This is a genomic window from Ruegeria sp. AN6 (assembly GCF_056540425.1).
This window is the reverse complement of the sequence record NZ_JBQFWR010000020.1, coordinates 1-21,717: the sequence shown is the minus strand read 5'-3', so window position 1 is coordinate 21,717 and position 21,717 is coordinate 1. Positions and strand designations below refer to the sequence as shown.

The 21,717-nt window shown below is 54.7% G+C and carries 20 protein-coding genes and 1 pseudogene; 18 read left to right on the top strand and 3 right to left on the bottom strand.

Annotated features, from left to right (window positions below; genetic code table 11):
- Positions 1-123 precede the first annotated feature (123 nt).
- From topA to ACR0MQ_RS20665, 3 genes are all read left to right on the top strand, one after another.
- Positions 124-2,745 (top strand): type I DNA topoisomerase, encoded by a 2,622-nt coding sequence (gene topA, locus ACR0MQ_RS20675; protein ID WP_480610524.1) that lies wholly within the window; start codon positions 124-126, stop codon positions 2,743-2,745.
- 92 nt (positions 2,746-2,837) lie between these two features.
- Positions 2,838-3,542 carry a CoA transferase subunit A gene (locus tag ACR0MQ_RS20670; protein ID WP_010441665.1) on the top strand — a complete coding sequence of 235 codons (705 nt, stop codon included), beginning with the start codon at positions 2,838-2,840 and terminating at the stop codon, positions 3,540-3,542.
- Complete coding sequence (locus tag ACR0MQ_RS20665) at positions 3,542-4,168, top strand: 3-oxoacid CoA-transferase subunit B (RefSeq protein ID WP_170541606.1); 627 nt, start codon at positions 3,542-3,544, stop codon at positions 4,166-4,168. Before ACR0MQ_RS20670 ends, ACR0MQ_RS20665 begins: the two co-directional genes overlap by 1 nt.
- A 48-nt stretch (positions 4,169-4,216) precedes the next feature.
- On the opposite strand, the gene ACR0MQ_RS20660 is transcribed toward ACR0MQ_RS20665, so the two are convergent.
- Positions 4,217-5,083, bottom strand: a complete 867-nt coding sequence (locus ACR0MQ_RS20660) for a lytic transglycosylase domain-containing protein (protein WP_170772775.1) — start codon at positions 5,081-5,083, stop codon at positions 4,217-4,219.
- 353 nt (positions 5,084-5,436) lie between these two features.
- On the opposite strand from ACR0MQ_RS20660, the gene ACR0MQ_RS20655 reads away from it, so the two are divergent.
- The 15 genes from ACR0MQ_RS20655 to pdeM all read left to right on the top strand — a co-directional run bounded on the left by ACR0MQ_RS20655 (position 5,437) and on the right by pdeM (position 20,664).
- The gene (locus tag ACR0MQ_RS20655; protein ID WP_010441661.1) at positions 5,437-5,631 is read left to right on the top strand and encodes a hypothetical protein; all 195 of its coding nucleotides are present in this window, start codon (positions 5,437-5,439) and stop codon (positions 5,629-5,631) included.
- A gap of 90 nt (positions 5,632-5,721) precedes the next feature.
- Positions 5,722-5,916 (top strand): hypothetical protein, encoded by a 195-nt coding sequence (locus tag ACR0MQ_RS20650; protein WP_170772777.1) that lies wholly within the window; start codon positions 5,722-5,724, stop codon positions 5,914-5,916.
- 156 nt (positions 5,917-6,072) lie between these two features.
- A complete protein-coding gene (gene cpaB / locus ACR0MQ_RS20645; protein WP_170772779.1) occupies positions 6,073-6,954 on the top strand; it encodes a Flp pilus assembly protein CpaB in 882 nt (293 codons plus the stop codon).
- Positions 6,955-7,150: 196 nt separating this feature from the next.
- Positions 7,151-8,557, top strand: a complete 1,407-nt coding sequence (locus tag ACR0MQ_RS20640; protein WP_480610519.1) for a type II and III secretion system protein family protein — start codon at positions 7,151-7,153, stop codon at positions 8,555-8,557.
- Positions 8,558-8,573: 16 nt separating this feature from the next.
- Positions 8,574-9,194 carry an OmpA family protein gene (locus ACR0MQ_RS20635; protein WP_170473293.1) on the top strand — a complete coding sequence of 207 codons (621 nt, stop codon included), beginning with the start codon at positions 8,574-8,576 and terminating at the stop codon, positions 9,192-9,194.
- A gap of 204 nt (positions 9,195-9,398) precedes the next feature.
- Complete coding sequence (locus ACR0MQ_RS20630) at positions 9,399-10,634, top strand: AAA family ATPase (protein WP_170473296.1); 1,236 nt, start codon at positions 9,399-9,401, stop codon at positions 10,632-10,634.
- A gap of 17 nt (positions 10,635-10,651) precedes the next feature.
- Complete coding sequence (locus tag ACR0MQ_RS20625) at positions 10,652-12,091, top strand: TadA family conjugal transfer-associated ATPase (RefSeq protein WP_170772784.1); 1,440 nt, start codon at positions 10,652-10,654, stop codon at positions 12,089-12,091.
- A 12-nt stretch (positions 12,092-12,103) separates the two neighbouring features.
- Positions 12,104-13,072: a type II secretion system F family protein gene (locus tag ACR0MQ_RS20620; protein ID WP_319545167.1), complete on the top strand. Its 969-nt coding sequence runs from the start codon at positions 12,104-12,106 to the stop codon at positions 13,070-13,072.
- Between the two features lie 10 nt (positions 13,073-13,082).
- Positions 13,083-14,060 carry a type II secretion system F family protein gene (locus tag ACR0MQ_RS20615; protein WP_480610513.1) on the top strand — a complete coding sequence of 326 codons (978 nt, stop codon included), beginning with the start codon at positions 13,083-13,085 and terminating at the stop codon, positions 14,058-14,060.
- Between the two features lie 70 nt (positions 14,061-14,130).
- On the top strand, positions 14,131-14,673 hold the full coding sequence (locus ACR0MQ_RS20610; protein ID WP_480610510.1) for a tetratricopeptide repeat protein: 543 nt from the start codon (positions 14,131-14,133) through the stop codon (positions 14,671-14,673).
- 11 nt (positions 14,674-14,684) lie between these two features.
- Positions 14,685-15,536, top strand: a complete 852-nt coding sequence (locus ACR0MQ_RS20605) for a tetratricopeptide repeat protein (RefSeq protein WP_010441651.1) — start codon at positions 14,685-14,687, stop codon at positions 15,534-15,536.
- 3 nt (positions 15,537-15,539) lie between these two features.
- Positions 15,540-16,085, top strand: coding sequence for a prepilin peptidase (locus ACR0MQ_RS20600; RefSeq protein ID WP_480610507.1), 546 nt, complete (start codon positions 15,540-15,542; stop codon positions 16,083-16,085).
- A 116-nt stretch (positions 16,086-16,201) separates the two neighbouring features.
- The gene (locus tag ACR0MQ_RS20595) at positions 16,202-17,509 is read left to right on the top strand and encodes an ATPase (protein ID WP_480610504.1); all 1,308 of its coding nucleotides are present in this window, start codon (positions 16,202-16,204) and stop codon (positions 17,507-17,509) included.
- Positions 17,510-17,548: 39 nt separating this feature from the next.
- Complete coding sequence (locus tag ACR0MQ_RS20590; RefSeq protein WP_480610502.1) at positions 17,549-19,960, top strand: ligase-associated DNA damage response DEXH box helicase; 2,412 nt, start codon at positions 17,549-17,551, stop codon at positions 19,958-19,960.
- 41 nt (positions 19,961-20,001) lie between these two features.
- Positions 20,002-20,664, top strand: a complete 663-nt coding sequence (gene pdeM / locus ACR0MQ_RS20585; RefSeq protein ID WP_170772825.1) for a ligase-associated DNA damage response endonuclease PdeM — start codon at positions 20,002-20,004, stop codon at positions 20,662-20,664.
- A 3-nt stretch (positions 20,665-20,667) separates the two neighbouring features.
- Here the strand turns inward: pdeM and ACR0MQ_RS20580 are convergent, their stop codons facing one another.
- Positions 20,668-21,297, bottom strand: a complete 630-nt coding sequence (locus ACR0MQ_RS20580) for a LytTR family DNA-binding domain-containing protein (protein WP_480610499.1) — start codon at positions 21,295-21,297, stop codon at positions 20,668-20,670.
- 325 nt (positions 21,298-21,622) lie between these two features.
- A pseudogene (locus ACR0MQ_RS20575) lies at positions 21,623-21,717 on the bottom strand (bifunctional methylenetetrahydrofolate dehydrogenase/methenyltetrahydrofolate cyclohydrolase); the annotation flags it as partial.

Here is a 21,717-nt window from a genome sequence, read left to right as displayed (position 1 = left end):
AATCGGCTTGAAAATCAGGGGCATTGGGCGCGGAAAACGAACGCATTGACAATTCGATCTTGCCCCACACATTTTGCACGGTCATACAAAGCGCAAAATCCGTCGAGCGAGGATTCCCCTTAAATGCCCGTAGTTGTTGTAGAATCTCCGGCCAAAGCAAAAACGATCAACAAGTATCTTGGCCCCGACTACACTGTTTTGGCCTCATATGGCCACGTCCGTGACCTGCCGCCGAAGGATGGTTCGGTCGATCCCGAGCATGAATTCTCTATGAAATGGGAGGTGGGCAACGACAGCCGCAAACACGTCAAAGCGATTGCCGACGCTCTCAAAGAAGACAACGCCTTGATCCTCGCAACTGACCCTGACCGCGAGGGCGAAGCGATCAGTTGGCACTTGCAAGAAGCGCTCACCAAGCGGCGTTCGATCAAGAAGGACACGCCGGTCAGCCGAGTGACGTTCAACGCGATCACCAAGGACGCCGTGACCGAAGCGATGCAGAACCCGCGCGAGGTCGATATGCCTCTGGTCGAGGCCTATCTGGCCCGCCGCGCGCTGGACTATCTGGTGGGCTTCAACCTATCGCCGGTACTGTGGCGCAAATTGCCCGGGGCAAAGTCTGCCGGACGCGTACAATCGGTCTGCCTGCGCCTGATCGTGGAACGCGAGATGGAGATCGAGGCGTTCAAGCCTGTTGAATACTGGTCCGTAAGGGCCTTGTTCGAAACACCACGCGGCCAGACCTATGAAGCCCGTCTTGTTACTCTGGCCGGCAAAAAGCTCGACAAACACGATCTGACTAATGCCACGCAGGCCGAGCTGGCTGTACAGGCGATTACCAGCCGGGCGCTGAGTGTCACCTCAGTCGAGGCCAAGCCTGCCGCACGTAACCCAAGTGCCCCGTTCATGACCTCGACCCTGCAGCAGGAAGCCAGTCGTAAATTCGGAATGGGCGCGCGCCACGCGATGCAGGTGGCGCAACGGCTGTATGAGGCGGGCTACATTACCTATATGCGGACTGACGGTATCGACATGGCGCCCGAAGCTGTCGCCGCCACGCGTGATGCCATCTCGGATCGATATGGCCCCGAATATGTGCCGGACAGCCCGCGCATGTATAAGAACAAGGCCAAGAACGCACAGGAAGCGCACGAATGTATCCGCCCGACGGATATGTCGCGTGATGCCAAAGCGCTGAAAGTGACGGATGAAGATCAGCGTAAACTGTACGACCTGATCTGGAAGCGCACCATTGCCTGTCAGATGGCTGCGGCACGACTGGAGCGCACGACAGTCGAAATCGGCAGTGATGACGGCCAAGTCGGCTTGCGCGCCACCGGCCAAGTCGTCTTGTTTGACGGTTTCATGCGCGTCTATGAAGAAGGCCGCGATGACGTTGTTGATGACGATGACAAGCGCCTGCCTCAGATCATGCAAGGTGATCCGGCGCGCTTTGCCAAGACATCATTGCGGGATCAGTTCACCAAGGCCACCAGCGACTCGGACAAAGCCGCGATTCTGTCCGACAACGAAGCCGTGCTCGCGCTGCAACACCACACTCAACCGCCGCCACGCTATACCGAGGCGACGCTTGTCAAGCGGATGGAAGAACTGGGGATCGGACGACCATCGACTTATGCTTCGATCGTCACCACGATTCAGGATCGGGAATATGTACGCAAAGACAAGAACCGCCTGATCCCCGAAGAAAAGGGGCGGATCGTCACGATCTTTCTGCTGAACTTCTTCCGCCAGTATGTGGGCTATGAGTTTACGGCCAACCTCGAAGAAGAGCTCGATGACGTCAGCGCTGGGGACCGTGACTACAAGGATCTGCTCGGCAAGTTCTGGCGAGATTTCTCGGCTGCAATTGGTGAGACTTCGGAACTGCGCATATCAGAAGTGCTGGACAAGCTGGACGAGGCGTTGGCGCCCCAGCTGTATCCCCCGCGAGAAGACGGATCCGATCCGCGTATTTGTCCGAAATGCGGCGTGGGGCAGTTGCACCTCAAAACGTCGCGTACCGGCGGATTCGTGGGCTGCGGCAACTACCCGGAATGTACCTATACCCGTCCGATCGCTGGCGAAGGTGCTGAAGGTGACGAACGTTTGCTGGGCGAAGATGTGGGCGATGAAATCTGGCTGAAATCCGGTCGCTTTGGCCCTTATGTACAGCGCGGAGAGCCCACGCCCGAAAACAAGAAACCTCCGCGTGCATCCCTGCCCCGTGGCTGGAACAAAGATGACATGGATCTGGAAAAGGCGCTGACTTTGTTGTCTTTGCCGCGCCAGATCGGCGAACATCCCGAGGGTGGCATGATCAACTCGAACTTTGGACGGTTTGGCCCATATATCATGCACCAGCTTCCGGAGGAGGCCAAACCCGTCTACGTCAATGTCAAAGATCCAAATGACGTGTTTGAAATCGGCATGAACCGGGCGGTTGAAATGCTGGCCGAAAAACGGGCCAATCCGGGACGGCGAGGACAGGCTGCGAAACCGCTGAAAGAAGTAGGCGAACATCCGGATGGTGGCATGATGCAGATTCTGGACGGGCGTTACGGGCCTTACGTGAAATGGGAAAAGGTCAACGCGACCATCCCCAAAGATATCAAGCCCGAAGATGTAACGCAGGAAATGGCCATTGAACTGGTCAATGAGCGTGCGGCCAAGAAGGGTACTAAGAAGAAGGCGGCGCCCAAGAAGAAAGCAGCTGCCAAGAAAACCACCAAAAAGGCAGGTTAGGTAGAAATACCACCTGCCCCTTGGATTCGTTGACTTCCCGGTGACGTGGCGGCACAACTCGGCCCAACACCATGTCATTGGGGGAGTTTTCCATGAAGAAAATCTATGCCAATGCCGAAGAGGCGCTCGATGGGGTGATCTCGGATGGCATGTTGATCGCGGCGGGCGGCTTTGGTCTGTGCGGTATCCCAGAGATGCTGCTTGAGGCGATCAAAGCGTCGGGCGCGAAGGACCTGACCTTTGCTTCGAACAACGCAGGCGTTGATGATTTCGGCATCGGCATCCTGCTGCAGACCAAGCAGGTCAAGAAAATGATCAGCTCATATGTCGGTGAAAACGCGGAGTTCATGCGACAGTATTTGAGCGGTGAGCTAGAGCTTGAATTCAACCCACAGGGCACATTGGCCGAACGGATGCGCGCCGGTGGTGCGGGCATCCCCGGGTTCTACACCAAAACGGGCGTGGGAACGGTGATCGCGGACGGAAAAGAGCACAAGGACTTCAACGGCGAGACCTATATCATGGAGGAAGGCATCTTCGCCGACCTCGCGATTGTAAAGGCTTGGAAAGCAGACGACACCGGAAACCTCGTGTTCCGCAAGACCGCCCGTAACTTCAACGTGCCCGCCGCAACCTGCGGTAAGATCTGTGTGGCTGAGGTTGAAGAAATCGTTCCGCGCGGCTCGCTAGACCCTGACAGCATCCACCTGCCCGGCATCTATGTGCACCGTATCATTCAAGGCAGCCACGAAAAGCGCATTGAACAGCGCACCACCCGCAAGAAGGAGGACGCATAATGCCCTGGGACCGTAATCAGATGGCCGCGCGCGCGGCTGAAGAACTAGAAGACGGAATGTATGTGAACCTCGGCATCGGTATTCCGACGCTGGTGGCGAACTATGTGGGCGACAAGGATATCACCCTGCAGTCCGAAAACGGTATGCTGGGCATGGGCCCCTTCCCGTTTGAGGGCGAGGAAGACGCTGACCTGATCAACGCAGGCAAGCAGACGATCACCGAACTGTCCCGCACCTCTTACTTCGATAGCGCGACTTCGTTCGCCATGATCCGAGGCGGTAAGATTGCCGCTGCGATCCTGGGTGCTATGGAAGTCGACGAGAAAGGCGATCTGGCCAACTGGATGATTCCCGGCAAGCTGGTCAAAGGCATGGGTGGTGCTATGGATCTGGTGGCCGGTGTCGGTCGCGTAATCGTTGTGATGGACCACACCAACAAGCATGGTGATTCGAAAGTGCTGAAGGAATGCACTTTGCCACTAACCGGACAGGGCGTTGTGGATCGGATCATCACCAATCTGGGCGTCCTCGATGTGGTCGAAGGTGGCCTGAAGATCGTTGAACTTGCCGATGGTGTCAGCGATGCGGATATGAGGGCGGCGACCCAGGCAACGATTGTCAACTGACATCGCTCCTCCAAAAAGCAAAAGGCCCGCAATGATGCGGGCCTTTTTTTAATTGGCTGCCTGAAAGACGCAGGGGTCCGATACGAACTGCGGTGCTGACGTGCACAGCGCGCTTGCGACCTGAAACGCGGCAAGGACCTTGGGCACGTAATCTCTGGTTTCAGCATAAGGTGGCACACCGCTGTGTTTATGCACGGCCCCCTCGCCTGCATTATAACCCGCGAGAACGAGGATCGGGTCGTTGTCGAATTCTTCCATCAACCAGTGAAGGTATTTAACCCCACCTTCGATGTTTTGCTCCGGTTTGAGGCTGTCTTCGACACCGAAGCGTTCGGCTGTGGCTGGCATGAGTTGCATCAACCCCTGAGCGCCGGCAGAGCTCACGGCTTGTGTTTTCCCGGCCGATTCCACCGAGATTACCGCCAGCACAAGCGCAGGCGAGACATTTGTGCCCACAGTCGAGCGCAGGATGTCCACGCCGCGCGCGTTTGCGATATCCTGAAGCGTTTGAAGGCGCGGGGCCGCTACGTCGGTCGCAGACAATGCCTGAACAGCTTCTGCGAGCCTTCCTGCGCTTGCCTGTTGCAGTTCGGGTGAGATTCGGCTCCAGAAAGCCTCATAGGTCCCTACCGGCTCGGTCGTTCCTGCGATTTTCGGAGGATTCGACGGCGGAACGGGTGCAGGGGTCGTAACCTCGGGAACATCCAGCTTTGCCCCAGTGCTGGGTGCCGAAGGCGACGCCGCGTGTTGTTCTGGGGTAATTTGAATGGTCACACGCGGACGCGTGCCAGGTTTGGGGGCTTTGATACGCTTATAAACCCCGCGCGGCTCGATCTCAGTCGCGGATACCGAAATTGCACCCGTCAATAGGAATGCGACTGCACCTGCGCAAAAGATTGCGTCCCGGAAATACATTTGCCTGCCTCGATTTCTTATCTTTTGAAGCATTTTGAACCCTATAACGGCCTGCAACGCCAGAAAAACAAAGCGAAATGGGGCAATTTCGCCTCATTTGCCGCTATTTTGCATCGCCCAATTCTCTATGCACGAAAAAAGGTGAAGTAATTTCTATTAATAATCAATATGTTACAAGAAATACGAATAAAATCTTAAGCATTTAGCCAAAAAATATTGGTTTGGCCCAATTCCTGCCACGCGCAAAGGTCAAACATAGACCCATGCTGAGACGATCGGGAGCGGACTGAGAGAGAATGCTCTGGAAGACGCCGAGGTTAATTACTTATTTGATCCTTTAGGAGGGACGTAACATGATCAAGTTCATCAAGAACTTCCGCAAAGACGAAGACGGCGCCGTAACTGTAGACTGGGTCGTTCTGACCGCAGCTGTTGTTGCTCTGGCAGCCATCGCTTACAATCAGGTTAGTAGCGGTGCCAGCACACTGGCGGGCAACATCGACAGCGCGCTGTCCGGTATTACCGTTACTACGCCAAACACCAACTAATTAGCATCACACTCTGGTGTGTAATGTGGGGGCCAAGTCTTTTCGAAGACCTGGCCCCTTTTTCAAAGGTACTTTGCCCGGAAAAGTATGATGTTCAGCACAATCAAGAAATTTGCGAACGACGAAAACGGCGCAGTGACGGTAGACTGGGTTGTATTGACTGCTGCAGTTGTAGGCATTGCCGGGATGATGTACGTGCTCCTGAACGAAGGCATCCAAAGTGTCGACGAACAAACCGGGCAAGCCCTCTCGTCGATTCAGGTCCAGCAAATTAGTTTTGACTAAACCAATTTGATGGCTTCCTTGACGGATCTTGATACTGCTCCGAAAAATGTGGGGATTGTCCCATTTTTGGACACAATTACCTCCTAGGGTAGCCGCTTAACCATCGCGACAAAGTTAGCCGCGAGACTTACTTGAACGAAACATGACGAGGGACAAATGCGAGCTGTTTTTGGACTTGTTCTTATCATCGGGATCGCCCTGGCCGGTGGTGCTGTCTATATGGCACGCGAATATATTACCGAGAATCAGGCTAAACTTGCGCAGGAGCGAAAACTGCGTGAAGAGGCTCTGGCAAATGCTAAAGCAGGCGTTGTGCCAACAGTCGGCGTTCTGGTCTCCAACCGGTCTCTTAAGTATGGCGAGCGGTTGAACCAGGACGATTTCCGCGTTGTCCAGTGGCCCGAATCAGCAATTCCCGAGGGCGCTTTCGTTGATGCGGCAGTATTGTTTCCTGATATCAAGAACAACGAACGATATGTGCTTCGGGCAATGGAAAAAGACGAAGCCATCATGGAAGTCAAAGTTACCAACCCGGGCGAAACGGCGGGCTTGAGGTCGCAATTGCCCAAGGGCATGCGTGCCTTTGCGATCAGCGTCGATGTGGCCTCCGGCGTTTCGGGCTTCTTGCGCCCTGGTGACACAGTGGATGTCTATTGGACGGGATCGCTGCGCGGTACTACTGATGCTGGACGCGGCGAGATTACCCGACTGGTTCTGACAAATATTGAACTGGTCGCAGTTGACCAGATTGCGGGTTCAGATGTCACAGGGACCACGATTGCCCGCACTGTGACCGTAGCAGCGACTTCACAACAAATTGCGGCTTTGGCACAGGCACAAAACACCGGCCGTATGTCTCTGGCGCTAGTGGGCGCGCAGGACGATGAAGTCGCCGAAGTGGTTGAAGTAGACCAGCAATCACTATTGGGAATTCAAGAACGAGCACCCGCACCAGTAGTGGTTGAAAAGAAGGTTTGTACAATCCGAACCCGTCGTGGCGGCGAAACTGTCGAGACACCAATTCCCTGTACAAACTAACGAAAATTCAAACCGTTAACGACCCACAGACCGCGCATTTTGCGCGGTCTTTTTCATGGCGTTGTTGCGAGAAACCCACATAAGGAAAATTCCGGAAACCATTGATTATTGCAATAAATCCGGAATTGGCGCAGGGTTCAGATCATAGGGCATTAGACCCATAAAAAATCGAGTGGTGATCGGAGAGGCAGGTCACATGACAATACGTTCCTGGATCAGCGCAACCCTGCTGGGGTTGTCGCTTGTTGTGAGCCCAATCGGCGATGCCGCGTGGGCCCAAAATCTTCGCGTGGTGAAAAAGGGGACAGCTGAATCGCTGGATGTTCCTGTTAACCGCGCAATTGTGGTGGAGAGTGAACAACCCTTTGCCGATATCAGCATTGCCAACGCAGGCATTGCAGACATTTCTACCCTGTCCGACCGGACAATATATGTATTGGGTCGCGCACCCGGCATAACCACGCTGACGATGTTCGATGGCGCTGGGAATCTGATCACAAACGTGCGTGTGCGCGTTTCGCCAGATGTCTCTGAGTTCAAAGAGCGGCTGCGTCAGATTCTGCCAAATGAGCCGATCGAAGTACGGACCGCAAATGATGGTATTGTCCTATCCGGTACGGTATCAAGCAGTGCAAGACTGGCACGTGCTCTTGAACTCGCCGAGCGCTACGCGCCTGAGCGTGTATCGAACTTGATGAATGTTGGTGGCGTACAGCAAGTCATGCTGAAAGTACGATTCGCCGAAATGAACCGTTCGGTAGCGAAGAACCTGTCGGCATCTCTGGGCTTTGGCGGTGGAGACGCGACCGGCGGCTTCAACAGCTTGAACAACCAAGCTGCACTTAACAACGCATTGGCGAATAACATCCCGTTCGTGCAAACCAATACGGGTGCTATCTTGTTTGGGTTCGGCGCAGGCTCGACGCAGGTTCGTCTGCTGCTGGAAGCGCTTGAAACCAAAGGCTTAGTCCGCAGTTTGGCCGAACCGAACCTTTCGGCACTATCCGGACAAGAGGCTGAATTTTTGGCCGGTGGCGAAGTGCCGATCCCTGTTCCGCAAGGTGACGGCGTGGTTGCGATCGAGTATCGGGCCTTCGGCGTTCAGCTCTTGTTCGTTCCTCGTGTCGTGGACGGCGACCGCATCAATCTGGAAATGGGCGCATCCGTATCGTCAATCGATCAGAGTTCCGATTTCACGATCAACGGCGACAACGTCCCGAGCTTCATCTCGCGTACCACACGCACGACGATCGAGTTGAATGATGGTGAAAGCTTTGCGATTGCTGGTTTGATCCAGGATGACTTCACAGATCTGAACAGTCAGGTTCCGTGGTTGGGTGATGTGCCGGTTCTGGGTGCTCTTTTCCGCAGCGCTCAATATCAGCGCGAACAAAGCGAGCTGATCATTATTGTGACCGCACATCTGGTTTCGCCCACTCGTGGCGAGGCGCTTGCCCTGCCAACTGACCGGGTCAAACCACCCAGCGAGTTCGATCTGTTCGTAAATGGCAGAGTCGCCCGGACTGAACGAGCCGGAAGCGGTGCTGCATCGGAAGTGGCCAAGCAGGACTTTGGCGCCTCCTATGGTTATGTTCTGGATTGATAGGAGGATAGGACCAATGGAAAAGTGGATTTTGACACTGGGCCTTTCGGTTGCTGTCGCTGGCTGTACTCGCGAAGCTGGGTATGAAATCGATCAGGGCACTTTCGGAAACGCGACGCTGAATAACATTCAGGTCATGAATGGCGAGTTGACGTATGGCCAGATCCTGGCTCAGAGATTCGCCGCAGAGGTTCCGACGCAGATCAACTTTGCGTTTGATAGCGCACAGCTGGATGCATCAGCGCAGAAGATTCTGCTGCAGCAAGCCGCATGGATCAAACAGTTCCCAGAAGCGCGGTTCCGTGTTTACGGTCACACCGACGCTGTAGGTTCAACTGCTTATAACAACCGTCTGGGGCAACGCCGTGCTAATGCGGCGGTGGCATTCCTAACGCGGCAAGGAATCTCGCGATCACGACTGGAAGCTGTTGTTTCGTTTGGGAAATCCCGCCCTCTTGTGGCGACTCCGGATCGGGATCGTCGTAACCGTAGGACGGTTACCGAGGTTTCAGGATTTGTTGATAGTCACAAGAATATCCTGGATGGGAAATACGCTGACGTTATCTACCGCGAGTATATCTCAAGCGCGGCCCCGGTCAGCTTCATCCAAATCGGTGAAGGCGAATCCGGTGAATAATAATACCTAAGAAATGGGCGGCATTGTCGCCCATTTCCCTACAATTGGTTCTTTTGCGCCCAATTCTCGCCCCACTTCCAAGCAACATTGTGAACAATAGGGTGACCTGCGGCCAAAATTGACCGCATCGGGCGACAGCAAGCTAGAACTGACCTTTCACGCGTTCATCAGGTTTGCTCAGCCCTCTCGACGAGGATTGTGTTTATGACGAGCGCGACGCCGCAAGATGAAAACGACGCCATTCTGGCCTGCACGATTAGCCGTGATGTCCAGAATTTCGATCTGTTGATCGAAGATATGGAAGCCGCGCTAGGAGAACGCTGGGGGGATCTGGGGTTTGCCGAGGCGCTCGCGTTCTTTAGCCAGCCCGAAGCAGAATCGCTTCAGTTTGTTGCCCTGGCGCTGGACGGTGATGACGAAGACAACCTGACCATGATGGGTGAAATCATCACGCGTGCCAAGGAAAAGGGCATAAAAGTTGTTTTGATAGCAGAAGATGTGACTCCTGCTTCCCTGCATCAGCTTTTGCGTAAGGGCGCTGATGAGTTTGTCCCCTACCCACTTCCCGAAAACGAACTTCAGGAAGCAATTGACCGGATGAACAAGCCCGACCCGGTCACAGCACCACAAGCCGCAGCAGTGCCGCTGGCCAATGGTGCGTCGAAAGAGGGCGCGCTGTTCGTGGTCCAGGGACTCGCAGGCGGGGTCGGCTCCACGACGATGGCCGTAAACCTTGCGTGGGAACTGGCTACAGTTTCAGCCAAAGAAGCACCCAAAGTGTGCCTGATTGATCTGGATCTTCAATATGGCAGCGTTTCTACGTTTTTGGACCTTCCGCGTCACGAGGTCGTATTCGAAATGCTCTCGGACACTGATTCCATGGACGAGGAATCCTTCGGGCAAGCCCTGCAAACATTCGAAGACAAGCTGCAGGTCCTAACCGCTCCGTCCGATATGGTTCCGCTGGATATTATCAACCCTGAGGATATCCAGCGGGTGATCGATACAGCACGCAGCCACTTCGACTACGTCGTGATCGACATGCCCAAAACACTGGTTCACTGGTCCGAAACGGTGCTGCAGGCGGCGCATGTCTATTTTGCTTTGATCGAACTTGATATGCGATCGGCTCAGAACGCGTTGCGCCTGAAACGGGCTTTGCAGGCTGAAGAACTGCCTTTTAACAAGTTGCGGTTTGCCATGAACAGGGCACCGAAATTCACCGACCTCAACGGAAAAGGCCGGGTCAAACGTATGGGCGAAAGCCTGGGCATTTCGATCGACTTGCTTCTACCTGATGGTGGCAAGGCAGTCATGCAAAGCGGTGATCACGGCCTGCCATTGGCAAACTCGGCGGCCAAGAATCCGCTACGTCGCGAGATCGCCAAACTTGCTCAATCGCTTCATAGCCTAGGCAGCAGCGACGCTGAAGCCGCATAATTCAAAAGGGAGCTGCCGTGTTTTCAAGATATAAAAAACAGCCTTCGGCGCAGCCGGTTCAACCCCCGGCGCCTGAAAAAGCTGAGGCCGCAACGCCAGCCGCGGCGGCGGCCTCGACCAATGTCGTACGCAAGCCGGTGCAAAAAAAGGCGGCGGAGGTCACCGTCAACGACAAAGAGCGCAAGCGCAAAGAGCGTTTGGGTGAGATCAAGCTGGAACTGCACCGTGAACTGCTTGAAAACCTAAACCTTGCGGCGCTTGAGAAAGCAGCAGAGGCCGAGTTACGGGCTGAGATCAGTGCAATTTCAAGCGAAGTTCTGGAATCGCGCAATATTGTCTTGAACCGTGAGGACCGCACTCAGCTCAACAAGGAACTTTATGATGAAGTCACCGGCCTGGGGCCGCTGGAAACCTTGCTGCAGGACGATACGGTCAACGATATTCTGGTAAACGGCCCTCAGCAGATTTTCGTCGAGCGAGCGGGCAAACTGGAAATCAGCGACATCACTTTCAAGGATGAAAAGCACCTGATGCGGATCATCGACAAGATCGTGTCTGCTGTTGGCCGTCGTGTCGATGAATCCAACCCTTACGTTGACGCCCGTTTGGCAGACGGCTCGCGTTTCAACGCAATGGTGCCGCCGATTGCAGTTGATGGCTCGCTGGTTTCAATTCGTAAGTTCAAGAAGGACAAGCTGGGCATTGACGATCTTGTCAATTTTGGCGCCTTCACGGAAGAAATGGCCGCCTATTTGCAGGCCGCGGTTTCAACACGCCTGAATATCATCGTTTCGGGTGGTACGGGTTCCGGTAAGACGACAACGCTCAACGCGCTTTCCAGCTTTATCGACGACGCCGAACGCATCCTAACCATCGAGGATACGGCGGAACTTCAGCTACAACAGACCCATGTGGGCCGGATGGAAAGCCGCCCGCCCAACGTGGAAGGCAAAGGTGAGGTCAGCCCGCGGGACTGTCTAAAAAACGCCCTACGTATGCGCCCCGACCGCATCATCGTGGGCGAGACGCGTGGTGCCGAGGTGATCGACATGTTGCAGGCCATGAACACAGGCCACGACGGATCAATGACCACGATCCACGCCAACTCTGCCCGTGACGGTATCTCACGTCTTGAGAACATGATCGCGATGGCTGGGATCGAAATGCCGATCAAAGCCGTCCGCAGCCAGATCTCATCGGCTGTGAACCTGATTGTTCAAGCCAGCCGTCTACAGGACGGTTCACGTCGCATGACTTCCATCACTGAGATTACCGGGATGGAAGGTGACGTGATTTCCTTACAGGAACTCTTTAAATTTCAACGCGTTGGCTTGACCCCTGATAACAAGATCATCGGCCATTTCACTGCGACAGGCGTCCGGAGCAACTTTTCAGAGCGGTTCCGCCTGTGGGGTTTCGATCTACCCGCTTCGATCTACGACCCGACCACGATGTAGGAGAACCAAGATATGCAACTGCCTGTCGAGGCGCTCATCTATGTCGTGATTTTCGTCGGGGTTTTTGCCCTGGTCGAAGGTATCTATCTTGTCGCCTTTGGAAAATCGATCAGTCTGAACAGCCGTGTCAATCGCAGGCTGGATATGATCGACAAGGGTGTCGGTCGCGAACAAGTGCTGGAACAGCTGCGCAAGGAAATGCAGCAGCATATGAAGTCGCAGAGCATCCCGCTCTATTCGCTTCTTGCAGACAAAGCCCAAAAAGCCGCAATCGCCTTCTCGCCCAGGCAGCTGATTATGATCATGGCGCTGGTTTCTGGTTTGGTCTTCATGGCCCTCAGCGTGGCCACGGCGACCGAAATGACATTGCGGATCGCGCTTTCGGGTGCCATCGGTATTGGTGCTGTCTACACTTGGGTCAGCAACAAGGCCAAGAAACGCATGGCTTTGATCGAAGAACAATTACCGGATGCGGTTGAACTGATGGTTCGATCGCTTCGGGTCGGCAACCCGTTTGTTTCATCGATCCAGATCGTTGCCAGCGAAGTTGAGGACCCACTTGCGACGGAATTTGGCATCATCTCGGATGAATCTGCTTATGGCCGGGAAGTGGGTGAAGCGCTTAAGGACATGGCAGAACGGCTGGATATGCAGGATTTGCGCTTCCTTGCCGTGGCGGTTTCCATTCAGCAGCAGTCCGGGGGTAACCTCGCTGATATTCTCGCCGGCCTTGCGAAAGTGATCCGGGCCCGGTTCCGCTTGTTCCGTCGGGTGAATGCGATTACCGCTGAGGCAAAATGGTCAGGAAAGTTCCTGTCCGGCTTCCCTCTTGCATGCCTCATGTTCATTCTGGTCAAGGATCCGCACTATTACGATTCAGTGATGGATCATCCGCTTTTCATTCCAGCCTGTTTCTTTGTTGGCATCATGCTGACATTGAACCTGATCGTCATGAAAATCCTGACTAATATTAAGGTTTAGAGGTGCCGCCATGGAAATTCTGAGCCAGATCAATGAGCTGCTAAAAACTCATTTAGGCGAATTCGGCCCGCTGATTGTCGTTGGTATTCTGGGTTTGTTTATGATCCTGATCACCGTCCCTTTGATGCTGAATCAGCCTGAGGATCCACTTAAGAAGCTACAACGTTCAAACGCGGCGCCTAAGAAAAGTAAGAAAGAAAAGAAAGAACGCCTGAGAAACGCCAGCCGCAACGAGCAGCTTGAAAAATTTGCCAATTTCCTCGAACCCAAGGACGAGGAAGAATATTCGGCCGTTCAGCTCAAGCTGCGCCAAGCGGGCTATCAGTCAAAAGATGCCGTCCGATTCTATCATTTTTCGCAGTTTGCGTTGGGGATTGTCGGAATTCTGATCGGTATCTCACTGGTCACGGTTTTTGCAGGTGATCAGGAGTTTGACTCTACTCAACTCCTAATTCGCGTTTTGGGGCCTGGACTGGTCGGATACTTCATACCCAAGTACTGGATCACACGACGCGTAGAGGAACGGAAGGAGGCCATCGTCAACGGTTTCCCGGACACGCTTGACCTGATGCTTGTTTGCGTCGAAGCCGGCCAATCGCTTGATCAAGCCATCGTTCGGGTCGCAGCGGAAATGAAAGCCTCCTATCCCGACATTGCGCTTGAATTTGAAGTCGTCGCCTATGAAATGAAGGCTGGTAAAGAAAAGGATACGGTCCTGCGCGATTTTGCCAGGCGTTGCGGAGTTCAGGACGTTAGCGCATTTGTGACTGTTATGATCCAGTCAGCCACCTTTGGTACATCGATCGCGGAAGCTCTGCGGGTTTACGCCGACGAAATGCGCGACAAGCGCGTTATGCGCGCCGAAGAAGCCGCGAACAAGTTGCCAACCAAAATGACACTCGCCACAATGATGTTGACCGTCCCCCCCCTTCTGGTCATTCTTGTTGGCCCTTCGGCAAAAGGTATCATGGAGTTTGGAAGCCAGTAACGCTCACCTTCTGCGTGATAAGGTTCTCAAGCCTTTCGGTTTGCACCTGCGTCATCTCTTTAGGGCCGCCATGGTTATTGCCATGGTGGCCTCTTGCACTGATATGCGTTCTCCGGATGATCCATTTGCGCCTGGGATTGACCCCGATGGCGCGGCTGTGGATGAAATCGCTATCGGCAATCGCCTGATGGCGGCTGGCGAATACGAACTTGCCATGGAATCCTTTACCCGGGCGGCGCTGACAGATGGAATGACACCCGAGATCCTGACTTCGCTCGGCACCGCCAATCTGGGCTTACGCCGGATCGGACAAGCCGAACCCCTGCTACGCCGAGCAGTGGAGGATGATCCCGATTGGCCGGTCGCCTGGAATAATCTTGGCGTATTCCTGATGGAGACGGGCGAATACGCCGAAGCAGCACAGGTTTTCCGCCGTGCTTTTGCGTTAGACAATGGCGAAAGTGACGCAATCCGTGACAATTTGCGGTTAGCACTCGCAAAAATGGAAAATCCTGCTAATAATACCCCACAAGAACAAGAATTTGAGCTGGAGCAGCGCGGCGACGGGCAATTCGTTCTGCGCAAAAACCCGGCAATAGAGGCAGAGCAGTAAAGGACGCAAAAATGCGCCATCCCTTTTTGATTCCGACGATGCTTGCGTGCGGGCTGGTTTTGACCGCTTGCGCAAAAGAAACCGAAGAAGAAAAAGTCGAACGTACATTTCAGGAAGTAAACGTTATTGACGAGACCAACCTGAATGACGTGATGCTGAATGCAGCTGATCCAAATGAAGCCGTCACTTATTTTCAGGGTGCGGCCGCCAAGAACCCGGACCGGATCGATCTTCAGCGTGGTCTTGCGATTACCCTGACCCGCGCCAAGCGCAGCACCGAGGCTTCAGCGGCATGGAAACGTGTGCTCGGGATGAAAGGTGCAAACAACGCCGACCGGGTTGAATATGCAGATGCGCTAGTGCGTAGCGGAAATTGGGATGGTGCAAAGGCAACACTCGATAAAATCCCGCCCACCTATGAGACGTTCAAGCGCTATCGGCTTGAGGCGCTGGTGGCAGACTCCAGAAAAGACTGGAAACGCTCAGACCATTATTATGAAACCGCCGTTGGCCTGACTACGCGACCGGCGGGTGTCATGAATAACTGGGGCTACTCCAAAATGGCACGCGGGCAATATGCCGAAGCTGAACGTCTGTTCACCGAAGCCATTCAACAGGACAACGCGCTATTTACCGCGAAGAACAATCTGGTTCTGGCGCGCAGTGCACAAGGCAATTACAGCGTTCCGGTTGTCCCGATGTCTCAGACCGAACGGGCGATGTTGCTGAATACGATGGCTATTTCGGCAGTTAAACAAGGCGATGTAAACCTCGCCAAGAACCTGTATCGCGAGGCAATCGCCACGCATCCCCAGCATTATGACGAAGCCGTTCGCTCGCTTCGGGCACTCGAGGACGCCTGATCCATGCACATACCAGCGGCAGCGGCAGCGTGGTTCTTACCATTTGTCCTGCCGATCTGTTTCTACGTTGCCTTCACCGATATGCGTGAGATGCGGATCAAGAACCATGCGGTCATGGCACTGTTGGTGGTTTTTCTCGTTGTCGGCCTTTTCGTTTTGCCGCCATGGTCGGGCGAATGGCTACCCGGCACGTTTGGTCCGGTCACTGTCAAGCTGCCTTTATACGCCTGGCAGCTGCTTCACATAATCGTTGTTCTGATCGTCGGCATCGTATTGAACGCTGCTGGAATTATGGGAGCTGGTGACGCCAAATTCTGCGCTGCCGCCGCTGCTTTTGTCTGGGCCAGTGATTTCATGTGGGTATTCATAATTCTGTCTGCCACGCTGCTAGGGGCATTTTGTTCCCACCGGTTAGCGAAACACACCCGACTGCGCCAGATCGCTCCGCATTGGGACAGTTGGGATCGCGGTAAACAGTTTCCAATGGGTCTGACGCTTGCAGGTAGCCTCGTGGCTTACCTGATTTTGGGCATAATCCACGGTTCGTGAACAATCATGACCGCGCCTTGCCCGCGCCTTGGTCCTGCCACAAAGACGCGTCAAATTTTCCCTAAACGGCCCTGCATGGGGCCTTTGGTGTGATAATTGACAGACGAGTCCCGCTTATGAACATGCAGACGTCCTCCGTTATGGCCCCCCCTGCCCCTAAGGGGTTGGCTGAAATGCAGCTTCCGCTGGTGATGATGCGTGACATTCTGCTGAAAACGATCTTTCGCAAGAACGTGGATACGGTAAGCGAGGTTGCCGCGGCGGTATGCCTGCCCGGCTCGGTGACGCAGGAACTGATCGATATCGCACGGGAACAGAAACTGATGGAGGCGACAGGCACACTGAACGCCAACTCGGGCAACGAGATGGGGTATCAGTTAACCGATGCAGGAAAGGCCCGTGCCTTAGACGCGCTTAGCCAATCGGAGTATTTTGGCGCGATGCCGGTGCCACTGGACGTCTATCGCGAACAGGTCAAGCGTCAGTCGATCCGCAACATTCAGGTCACCCGTGATCAATTGACTGGTGCTATGGGTCATCTGGTTCTACCCGACAGCCTGCTGGATCACTTGGGCCCTGCTGTCAGCGCCGGCCGCTCGATCCTGATGTATGGCCCTCCGGGCAATGGTAAGTCCTCAATCTCGAACGGAATTCGGGACGCGCTGGGTGACAATGTCTATGTCCCGCGCGCCATCGAATATTCGGGGCAGGTGATCACCGTATACGATCCGATTGTTCACACCGCGATTGAACAGGAAGAGGACGATCCCAACAGTTTACGCCGCAGGAAACGGTTCGATACGCGTTATGTGCAATGCGAGCGCCCGACCGTGGTAACCGGCGGTGAACTGTCGCTGAGCATGTTGGACCTCGTTTACAACCCCACGGCGCGGACCTATCAGGCACCGCTGCAATTGAAATCGACCGGTGGCATTTTCATCGTGGACGACCTTGGGCGTCAGGCCGAACCCCCTCAGGCCCTGATCAACCGCTGGATCGTTCCGCTGGAAGAAAGCAAGGATATCCTCGGCCTGCAATCAGGTGAGAAGTTCGAAGTGCCCTTCGATACTCTGGTCATCTTTTCAACCAACTTCCATCCGAACGAAATCTTTGACCAAGCCGCTCTGCGCCGGATCTTCTTCAAGATCAAGATTGATGGTCCGAACCAAGAGAACTTCCTTAAGATCTTTGCGATGGTCGCCCGCAAACGCGGGATGCCTCTGGACGAAGCCGCTCTGGTACATTTGCTGAAGGTCAAATACCCGACGATCCAGAACATCTACGCGAATTATCAACCGATCTTCCTGATCGATCAGATGATCTCGATCTGCGAATTCGAAGGCATCCCCTATCAAATGAATCCCGACTTGATCGACCGTGCCTGGGCGAACATGTTCGTCAAGGAAGAAAAGATCGTTCACTAACCCCCTGTCCTTCTGAACCCGGGTGGTTAATCTGCGGCCATGACGCAGATTCCCGCCCGGATTAGTGATTGGTTTGCAGCCAAAGGCTGGTGGATCCACCCGCATCAACAAGACATGTTCGACCAGGCACAGGAGCCGGCGACGCTTTTGATTGCCCCGACAGGCGGGGGCAAGACGATGGCCGGTTTCTTGCCGTCCCTGTCCGAACTGGCCGACGGCGCGCATGATGGGCTGCATACGATCTATGTCTCACCACTCAAGGCGCTGGCCGCTGATATCCGCCGCAATCTGCGTACCCCGGTGGAAGAGATCGGCTTGCCTATACGGATCGAAGACCGCACTGGCGATACGTCGGCCACGCAAAAGAAACGCCAGCGTGTTGATCCTCCACATATCCTACTGACCACACCAGAAAGCTTGGCGTTACTCACCTCCTACGAAGACGCGCCCCGTATGTTTGCGGGAGTCCAGCGCATCATCGTTGATGAGATTCACGCTTTGGCGGAAAGCAAACGGGGCGATCAATTGATGCTTGCACTGGCACAGTTGCAAGCGCTCTGCCCCGATTTGCGCCGTGTCGGCCTGTCTGCGACTGTGGAAGACCCAGAAGGCATTGCGCAGTTTCTGGCGCGGCATCCTGATCCTTGCAGAATAATTCAAGCCGATCCCGGCCCAGATCCCGATATCGCGATGCTTGAAACCAAAGAATTGCCCCCCTGGTCTGGTGGAGGCGCCGCCTATGCCATTCCGGCGGTGCTGGAGCAGGTTCGGCAGCATAGAACCACACTGATCTTCCATAACACGCGCGCTCAGGCCGAAATATTCTTTCATAACCTCTGGCTGGCAAATGATGAAAGTCTGCCAATCGGTATCCATCACGGCAGTCTGGACCGGCAGCAACGCGAAAGGGTTGAGGCCGCAATGGTACGCGGTGATCTGCGGGCTATCGTCTGCACGGGCAGCCTCGATCTGGGAATCGATTGGGGGGATGTGGATCTGGTGATCCAAATTGGCGCGCCAAAGAACGTTAAACGGCTAGTGCAGCGGATCGGACGGGCAAACCATCGTTATTATGCCCCATCGAAGGCGTTGCTGGTCCCTGCCAACCGGTTTGAAGTGGTCGAATGTGTGGCTGCTCTGCAGGCGGTGCAAGAACATGACCTCGATGGTGATCCTCGTGGTGCGGGCCCTCGGGATGTGCTCTGCCAGCATATCCTGATCGCCGCTGCAGCGGGACCGTTCGAGGCCGATGTGCTCTACACCGCGCTGACTTCGGCGGGGCCCTATGCCGACCTACCCCGATCCGAATTTGATGCCTGCCTGGATTTCTGCGCCACCGGCGGGTACGCCCTGCGCGCCTATGACCGCTGGCAGCGGTTGCAGCAGCGATCAGATGGGCGCTGGCAATTGCGTGATCCACGAGCAGCGCAGCGTATCCGGATGAATCTAGGCACAATTCAGGACACTGACACGCTGAAGGTACGGTTGAAACGAAATCGCGGTGGCAAGCCACTTGGCGAGGTGGAAGAAGGGTTTGCTGCCTCGCTCACCCCCGGTGACACATTTCTGATCGGCGGCCAGATCGTCCGTTACGAAGGGCTGCGTGAAATGGTGGTTGAGGTCAGCCGCCATGCCGACAAGAAACCCAAGATAGCGACCTTCTCTGGCACAAAATTCGCCACCTCCACTCAGCTTAGCGATCGCATTCTGCGTATGTTCGCGCAATCTGACTGGCCACACTTGCCCGCCCACACCGCCGATTGGCTGGCGTTGCAACGCGAGGTCTCGCGCCTACCGCAGCGCGATCGACTATTGATCGAAAGCTTCCCCGACAATGGGCGTGAACATATCTGTGTCTATGGCTTTGCAGGCCGAAATGCGCAGCAGACCCTGGGCTTGTTACTAACCAAACGTATGGAAGAGACCGGCCTTGCCCCACTGGGCTTTGTCGCTACCGACTATGCCACCTTGATCTGGGGCCTGGATGCGGTGACCGATCCACGCCCATTGTTTCAGATTGATGCGCTGCGCGAAGGGCTGGAAACGTGGTTGGCAGGCAATGCCGTGATGAAGCGCACGTTCCGCGCCTCGGCCACAATCGCAGGTCTGATCGAACGCAATACCGGAGGGCAACGCAAAAGCGGACGGCAAGCGACGTTTTCGTCAGACATCTTGTATGACACTCTGCTGAAATACGACCCCGATCATCTTTTGATGCAGATCACCCGCGAAGAAGCCATGCGCGGATTGGTTGATTTCGGGCGGATCGAAGCTATGGTCGCGCGGATCAATGACCGCATCGATCTTCTGCGGCTGGATCGCGTTTCTCCATTGGCTGCGCCGCTCTTTCTGGAAATGGGAAAAGTGCCAGTCAAAGGTGAGGCAGAAGAACGCCTGCTGGCCGAAGAGAGTGCCCGCTTGCTGCAAGCTGCAGGGATGCAATCACCGTGAATCCTCTTGCGCCGTCCGTCGAAACAGGCAAAGAACGGACCATGAACAACGTCGAGTTTTCCTTTGCGGGTCACCAACTGCGCGCACTAGGTTCCGGGGCGCTTTGGTGGCCCGATCAACGCCTGCTTTGCATATCTGATCTGCATCTGGGCAAGTCGGAACGCATCGCTCGAAGGGGCGGTTCTTCGCTCCCCCCTTATGATACACGCGAGACTTTGACACGGCTGGGAGGTGACTTGTCACATACAAAGGCCACGTCAGTAATTTGTCTGGGAGACAGCTTTGACGACTTGGACGCGTCAACTGCATTGACAACTGAGGACAGGCTTCGGATTACGACGTTGCAAGCAGGTCGGAACTGGATCTGGATCGAAGGCAATCATGACCCCGGTCCGGTTGAAATTGGTGGTACGCATCTATCCGAATGGATTTGCAGCGGCCTCACTTTTCGCCATATAGCCCAACCAGATGCAATGGCTGAGATTTCCGGCCACTATCATCCCAAGGCAAGTTTGAATATTCGGGGGCGCTCGATCTCTCGGCCTGCGTTCCTTTTGGATCATGCCCGACTAATCCTGCCCGCCTATGGGACCTATACCGGCGGGTTGCGTAGCACAGACCAAACACTGACAAGGATCATGGCCTCCGATGCCCGGGCGATCTTGACGGGGAATCAGCCCCAGAAAATTCCAATGCCGCGATGACCCTTACAACAGCCCGTCATCCACAAGATGCTGCTTGTATTTTCGGCTGACAGGTACTTGGTCGCCGTTCCTTAAACGCAGGTAGGTTTTCCCCGCCTCTTTCTTGACCCCAACAATTGTGGAATCCACCACCCAATGTGAACGATGTGTGCAATGCCCAGGAACCGGCTCCATCTCAGCTATCGCATCGGTAAATCGCGAGCGGATGGTAAATGTCCCTTCTGAGGTCACGACATCGACGCTGTGATCACGCACGGTCAGCCGGTAGATCTCCCCCTCGAAATCAGTCGGCAATCGATGGTAGAGCCGTGGTCGAGGTTCTTCCACTGCTTCATCTGGATCGCCCCATTGACGAACAAGTAATAGCCCCGTTGCAAACAGAAGCCCATAAGGGACGACCTTCAACAGGTCTGGAGCCATCCGTCCATTCAATGAGAACTGAATCCACGTCAGAAACCACAAAGAGGGGGCAAACAACAACAGGATCAACGCAGCAAAAGCAAAATCCCGGAACAACGATCCCGATAAACTCAGTTTTGTGCGCACAAGTTGCCCCGCAGCCCATGTTGCAACCAGCGCCAGTAGCATTGCACCAGTCCAGAACAACAACCGCTGTGAATATGACAGTGTCATGTCTCGAAAGGGTGCGAACGAATAGGCAAGCAATGGAACAAAAACTAGGCCGGCCACTACACGTTGAAGACTGCAAAACGAGATGATCGGACTTAGTTTGGACTTCATACCAAGCAACACACCTTCTTAGCCTGCACCAAAAACATCAAACGGAAGGTAGTCTAACCTCACAACCATTTGGATTAGAAGGGTTATCACGGGTTAACGCAGGGTCAAGTTAACAAGCCCCCATACGCATTCATAATTCATGGAGAACAAAAAACCGGAGAGCGCGCAGGCTCCCCGGCTAATCAGGCCATACCCAAATAGGTCTTTGTGTCGGGTATTATGCTGTCAGGCCTTCGGGCTCTGGCAGGCCATTCGCCCGGCACGCGGCGGTCAGCGTATTCGCAAGCAGGCAGGCGATCGTCATCGGGCCTA

What these genes read in the sequence shown, in the direction of transcription:
- topA (WP_480610524.1), top strand. Translation starts at nt 124, where the DNA reads ATGCCCGTAGTTGTTGTAGAATCTCCGGCCAAAGCAAAAACGATCAAC.
- ACR0MQ_RS20670 (WP_010441665.1), top strand. Translation starts at nt 2,838, where the DNA reads ATGAAGAAAATCTATGCCAATGCCGAAGAGGCGCTCGATGGGGTGATC.
- ACR0MQ_RS20665 (WP_170541606.1), top strand. Translation starts at nt 3,542, where the DNA reads ATGCCCTGGGACCGTAATCAGATGGCCGCGCGCGCGGCTGAAGAACTA.
- ACR0MQ_RS20660 (WP_170772775.1), bottom strand. Translation starts at nt 5,083, where the DNA reads ATGTATTTCCGGGACGCAATCTTTTGCGCAGGTGCAGTCGCATTCCTA.
- ACR0MQ_RS20655 (WP_010441661.1), top strand. Translation starts at nt 5,437, where the DNA reads ATGATCAAGTTCATCAAGAACTTCCGCAAAGACGAAGACGGCGCCGTA.
- ACR0MQ_RS20650 (WP_170772777.1), top strand. Translation starts at nt 5,722, where the DNA reads ATGTTCAGCACAATCAAGAAATTTGCGAACGACGAAAACGGCGCAGTG.
- cpaB (WP_170772779.1), top strand. Translation starts at nt 6,073, where the DNA reads ATGCGAGCTGTTTTTGGACTTGTTCTTATCATCGGGATCGCCCTGGCC.
- ACR0MQ_RS20640 (WP_480610519.1), top strand. Translation starts at nt 7,151, where the DNA reads ATGACAATACGTTCCTGGATCAGCGCAACCCTGCTGGGGTTGTCGCTT.
- ACR0MQ_RS20635 (WP_170473293.1), top strand. Translation starts at nt 8,574, where the DNA reads ATGGAAAAGTGGATTTTGACACTGGGCCTTTCGGTTGCTGTCGCTGGC.
- ACR0MQ_RS20630 (WP_170473296.1), top strand. Translation starts at nt 9,399, where the DNA reads ATGACGAGCGCGACGCCGCAAGATGAAAACGACGCCATTCTGGCCTGC.
- ACR0MQ_RS20620 (WP_319545167.1), top strand. Translation starts at nt 12,104, where the DNA reads ATGCAACTGCCTGTCGAGGCGCTCATCTATGTCGTGATTTTCGTCGGG.
- ACR0MQ_RS20615 (WP_480610513.1), top strand. Translation starts at nt 13,083, where the DNA reads ATGGAAATTCTGAGCCAGATCAATGAGCTGCTAAAAACTCATTTAGGC.
- ACR0MQ_RS20610 (WP_480610510.1), top strand. Translation starts at nt 14,131, where the DNA reads ATGGTTATTGCCATGGTGGCCTCTTGCACTGATATGCGTTCTCCGGAT.
- ACR0MQ_RS20605 (WP_010441651.1), top strand. Translation starts at nt 14,685, where the DNA reads ATGCGCCATCCCTTTTTGATTCCGACGATGCTTGCGTGCGGGCTGGTT.
- ACR0MQ_RS20600 (WP_480610507.1), top strand. Translation starts at nt 15,540, where the DNA reads ATGCACATACCAGCGGCAGCGGCAGCGTGGTTCTTACCATTTGTCCTG.
- ACR0MQ_RS20595 (WP_480610504.1), top strand. Translation starts at nt 16,202, where the DNA reads ATGAACATGCAGACGTCCTCCGTTATGGCCCCCCCTGCCCCTAAGGGG.
- ACR0MQ_RS20590 (WP_480610502.1), top strand. Translation starts at nt 17,549, where the DNA reads ATGACGCAGATTCCCGCCCGGATTAGTGATTGGTTTGCAGCCAAAGGC.
- pdeM (WP_170772825.1), top strand. Translation starts at nt 20,002, where the DNA reads ATGAACAACGTCGAGTTTTCCTTTGCGGGTCACCAACTGCGCGCACTA.
- ACR0MQ_RS20580 (WP_480610499.1), bottom strand. Translation starts at nt 21,297, where the DNA reads ATGACACTGTCATATTCACAGCGGTTGTTGTTCTGGACTGGTGCAATG.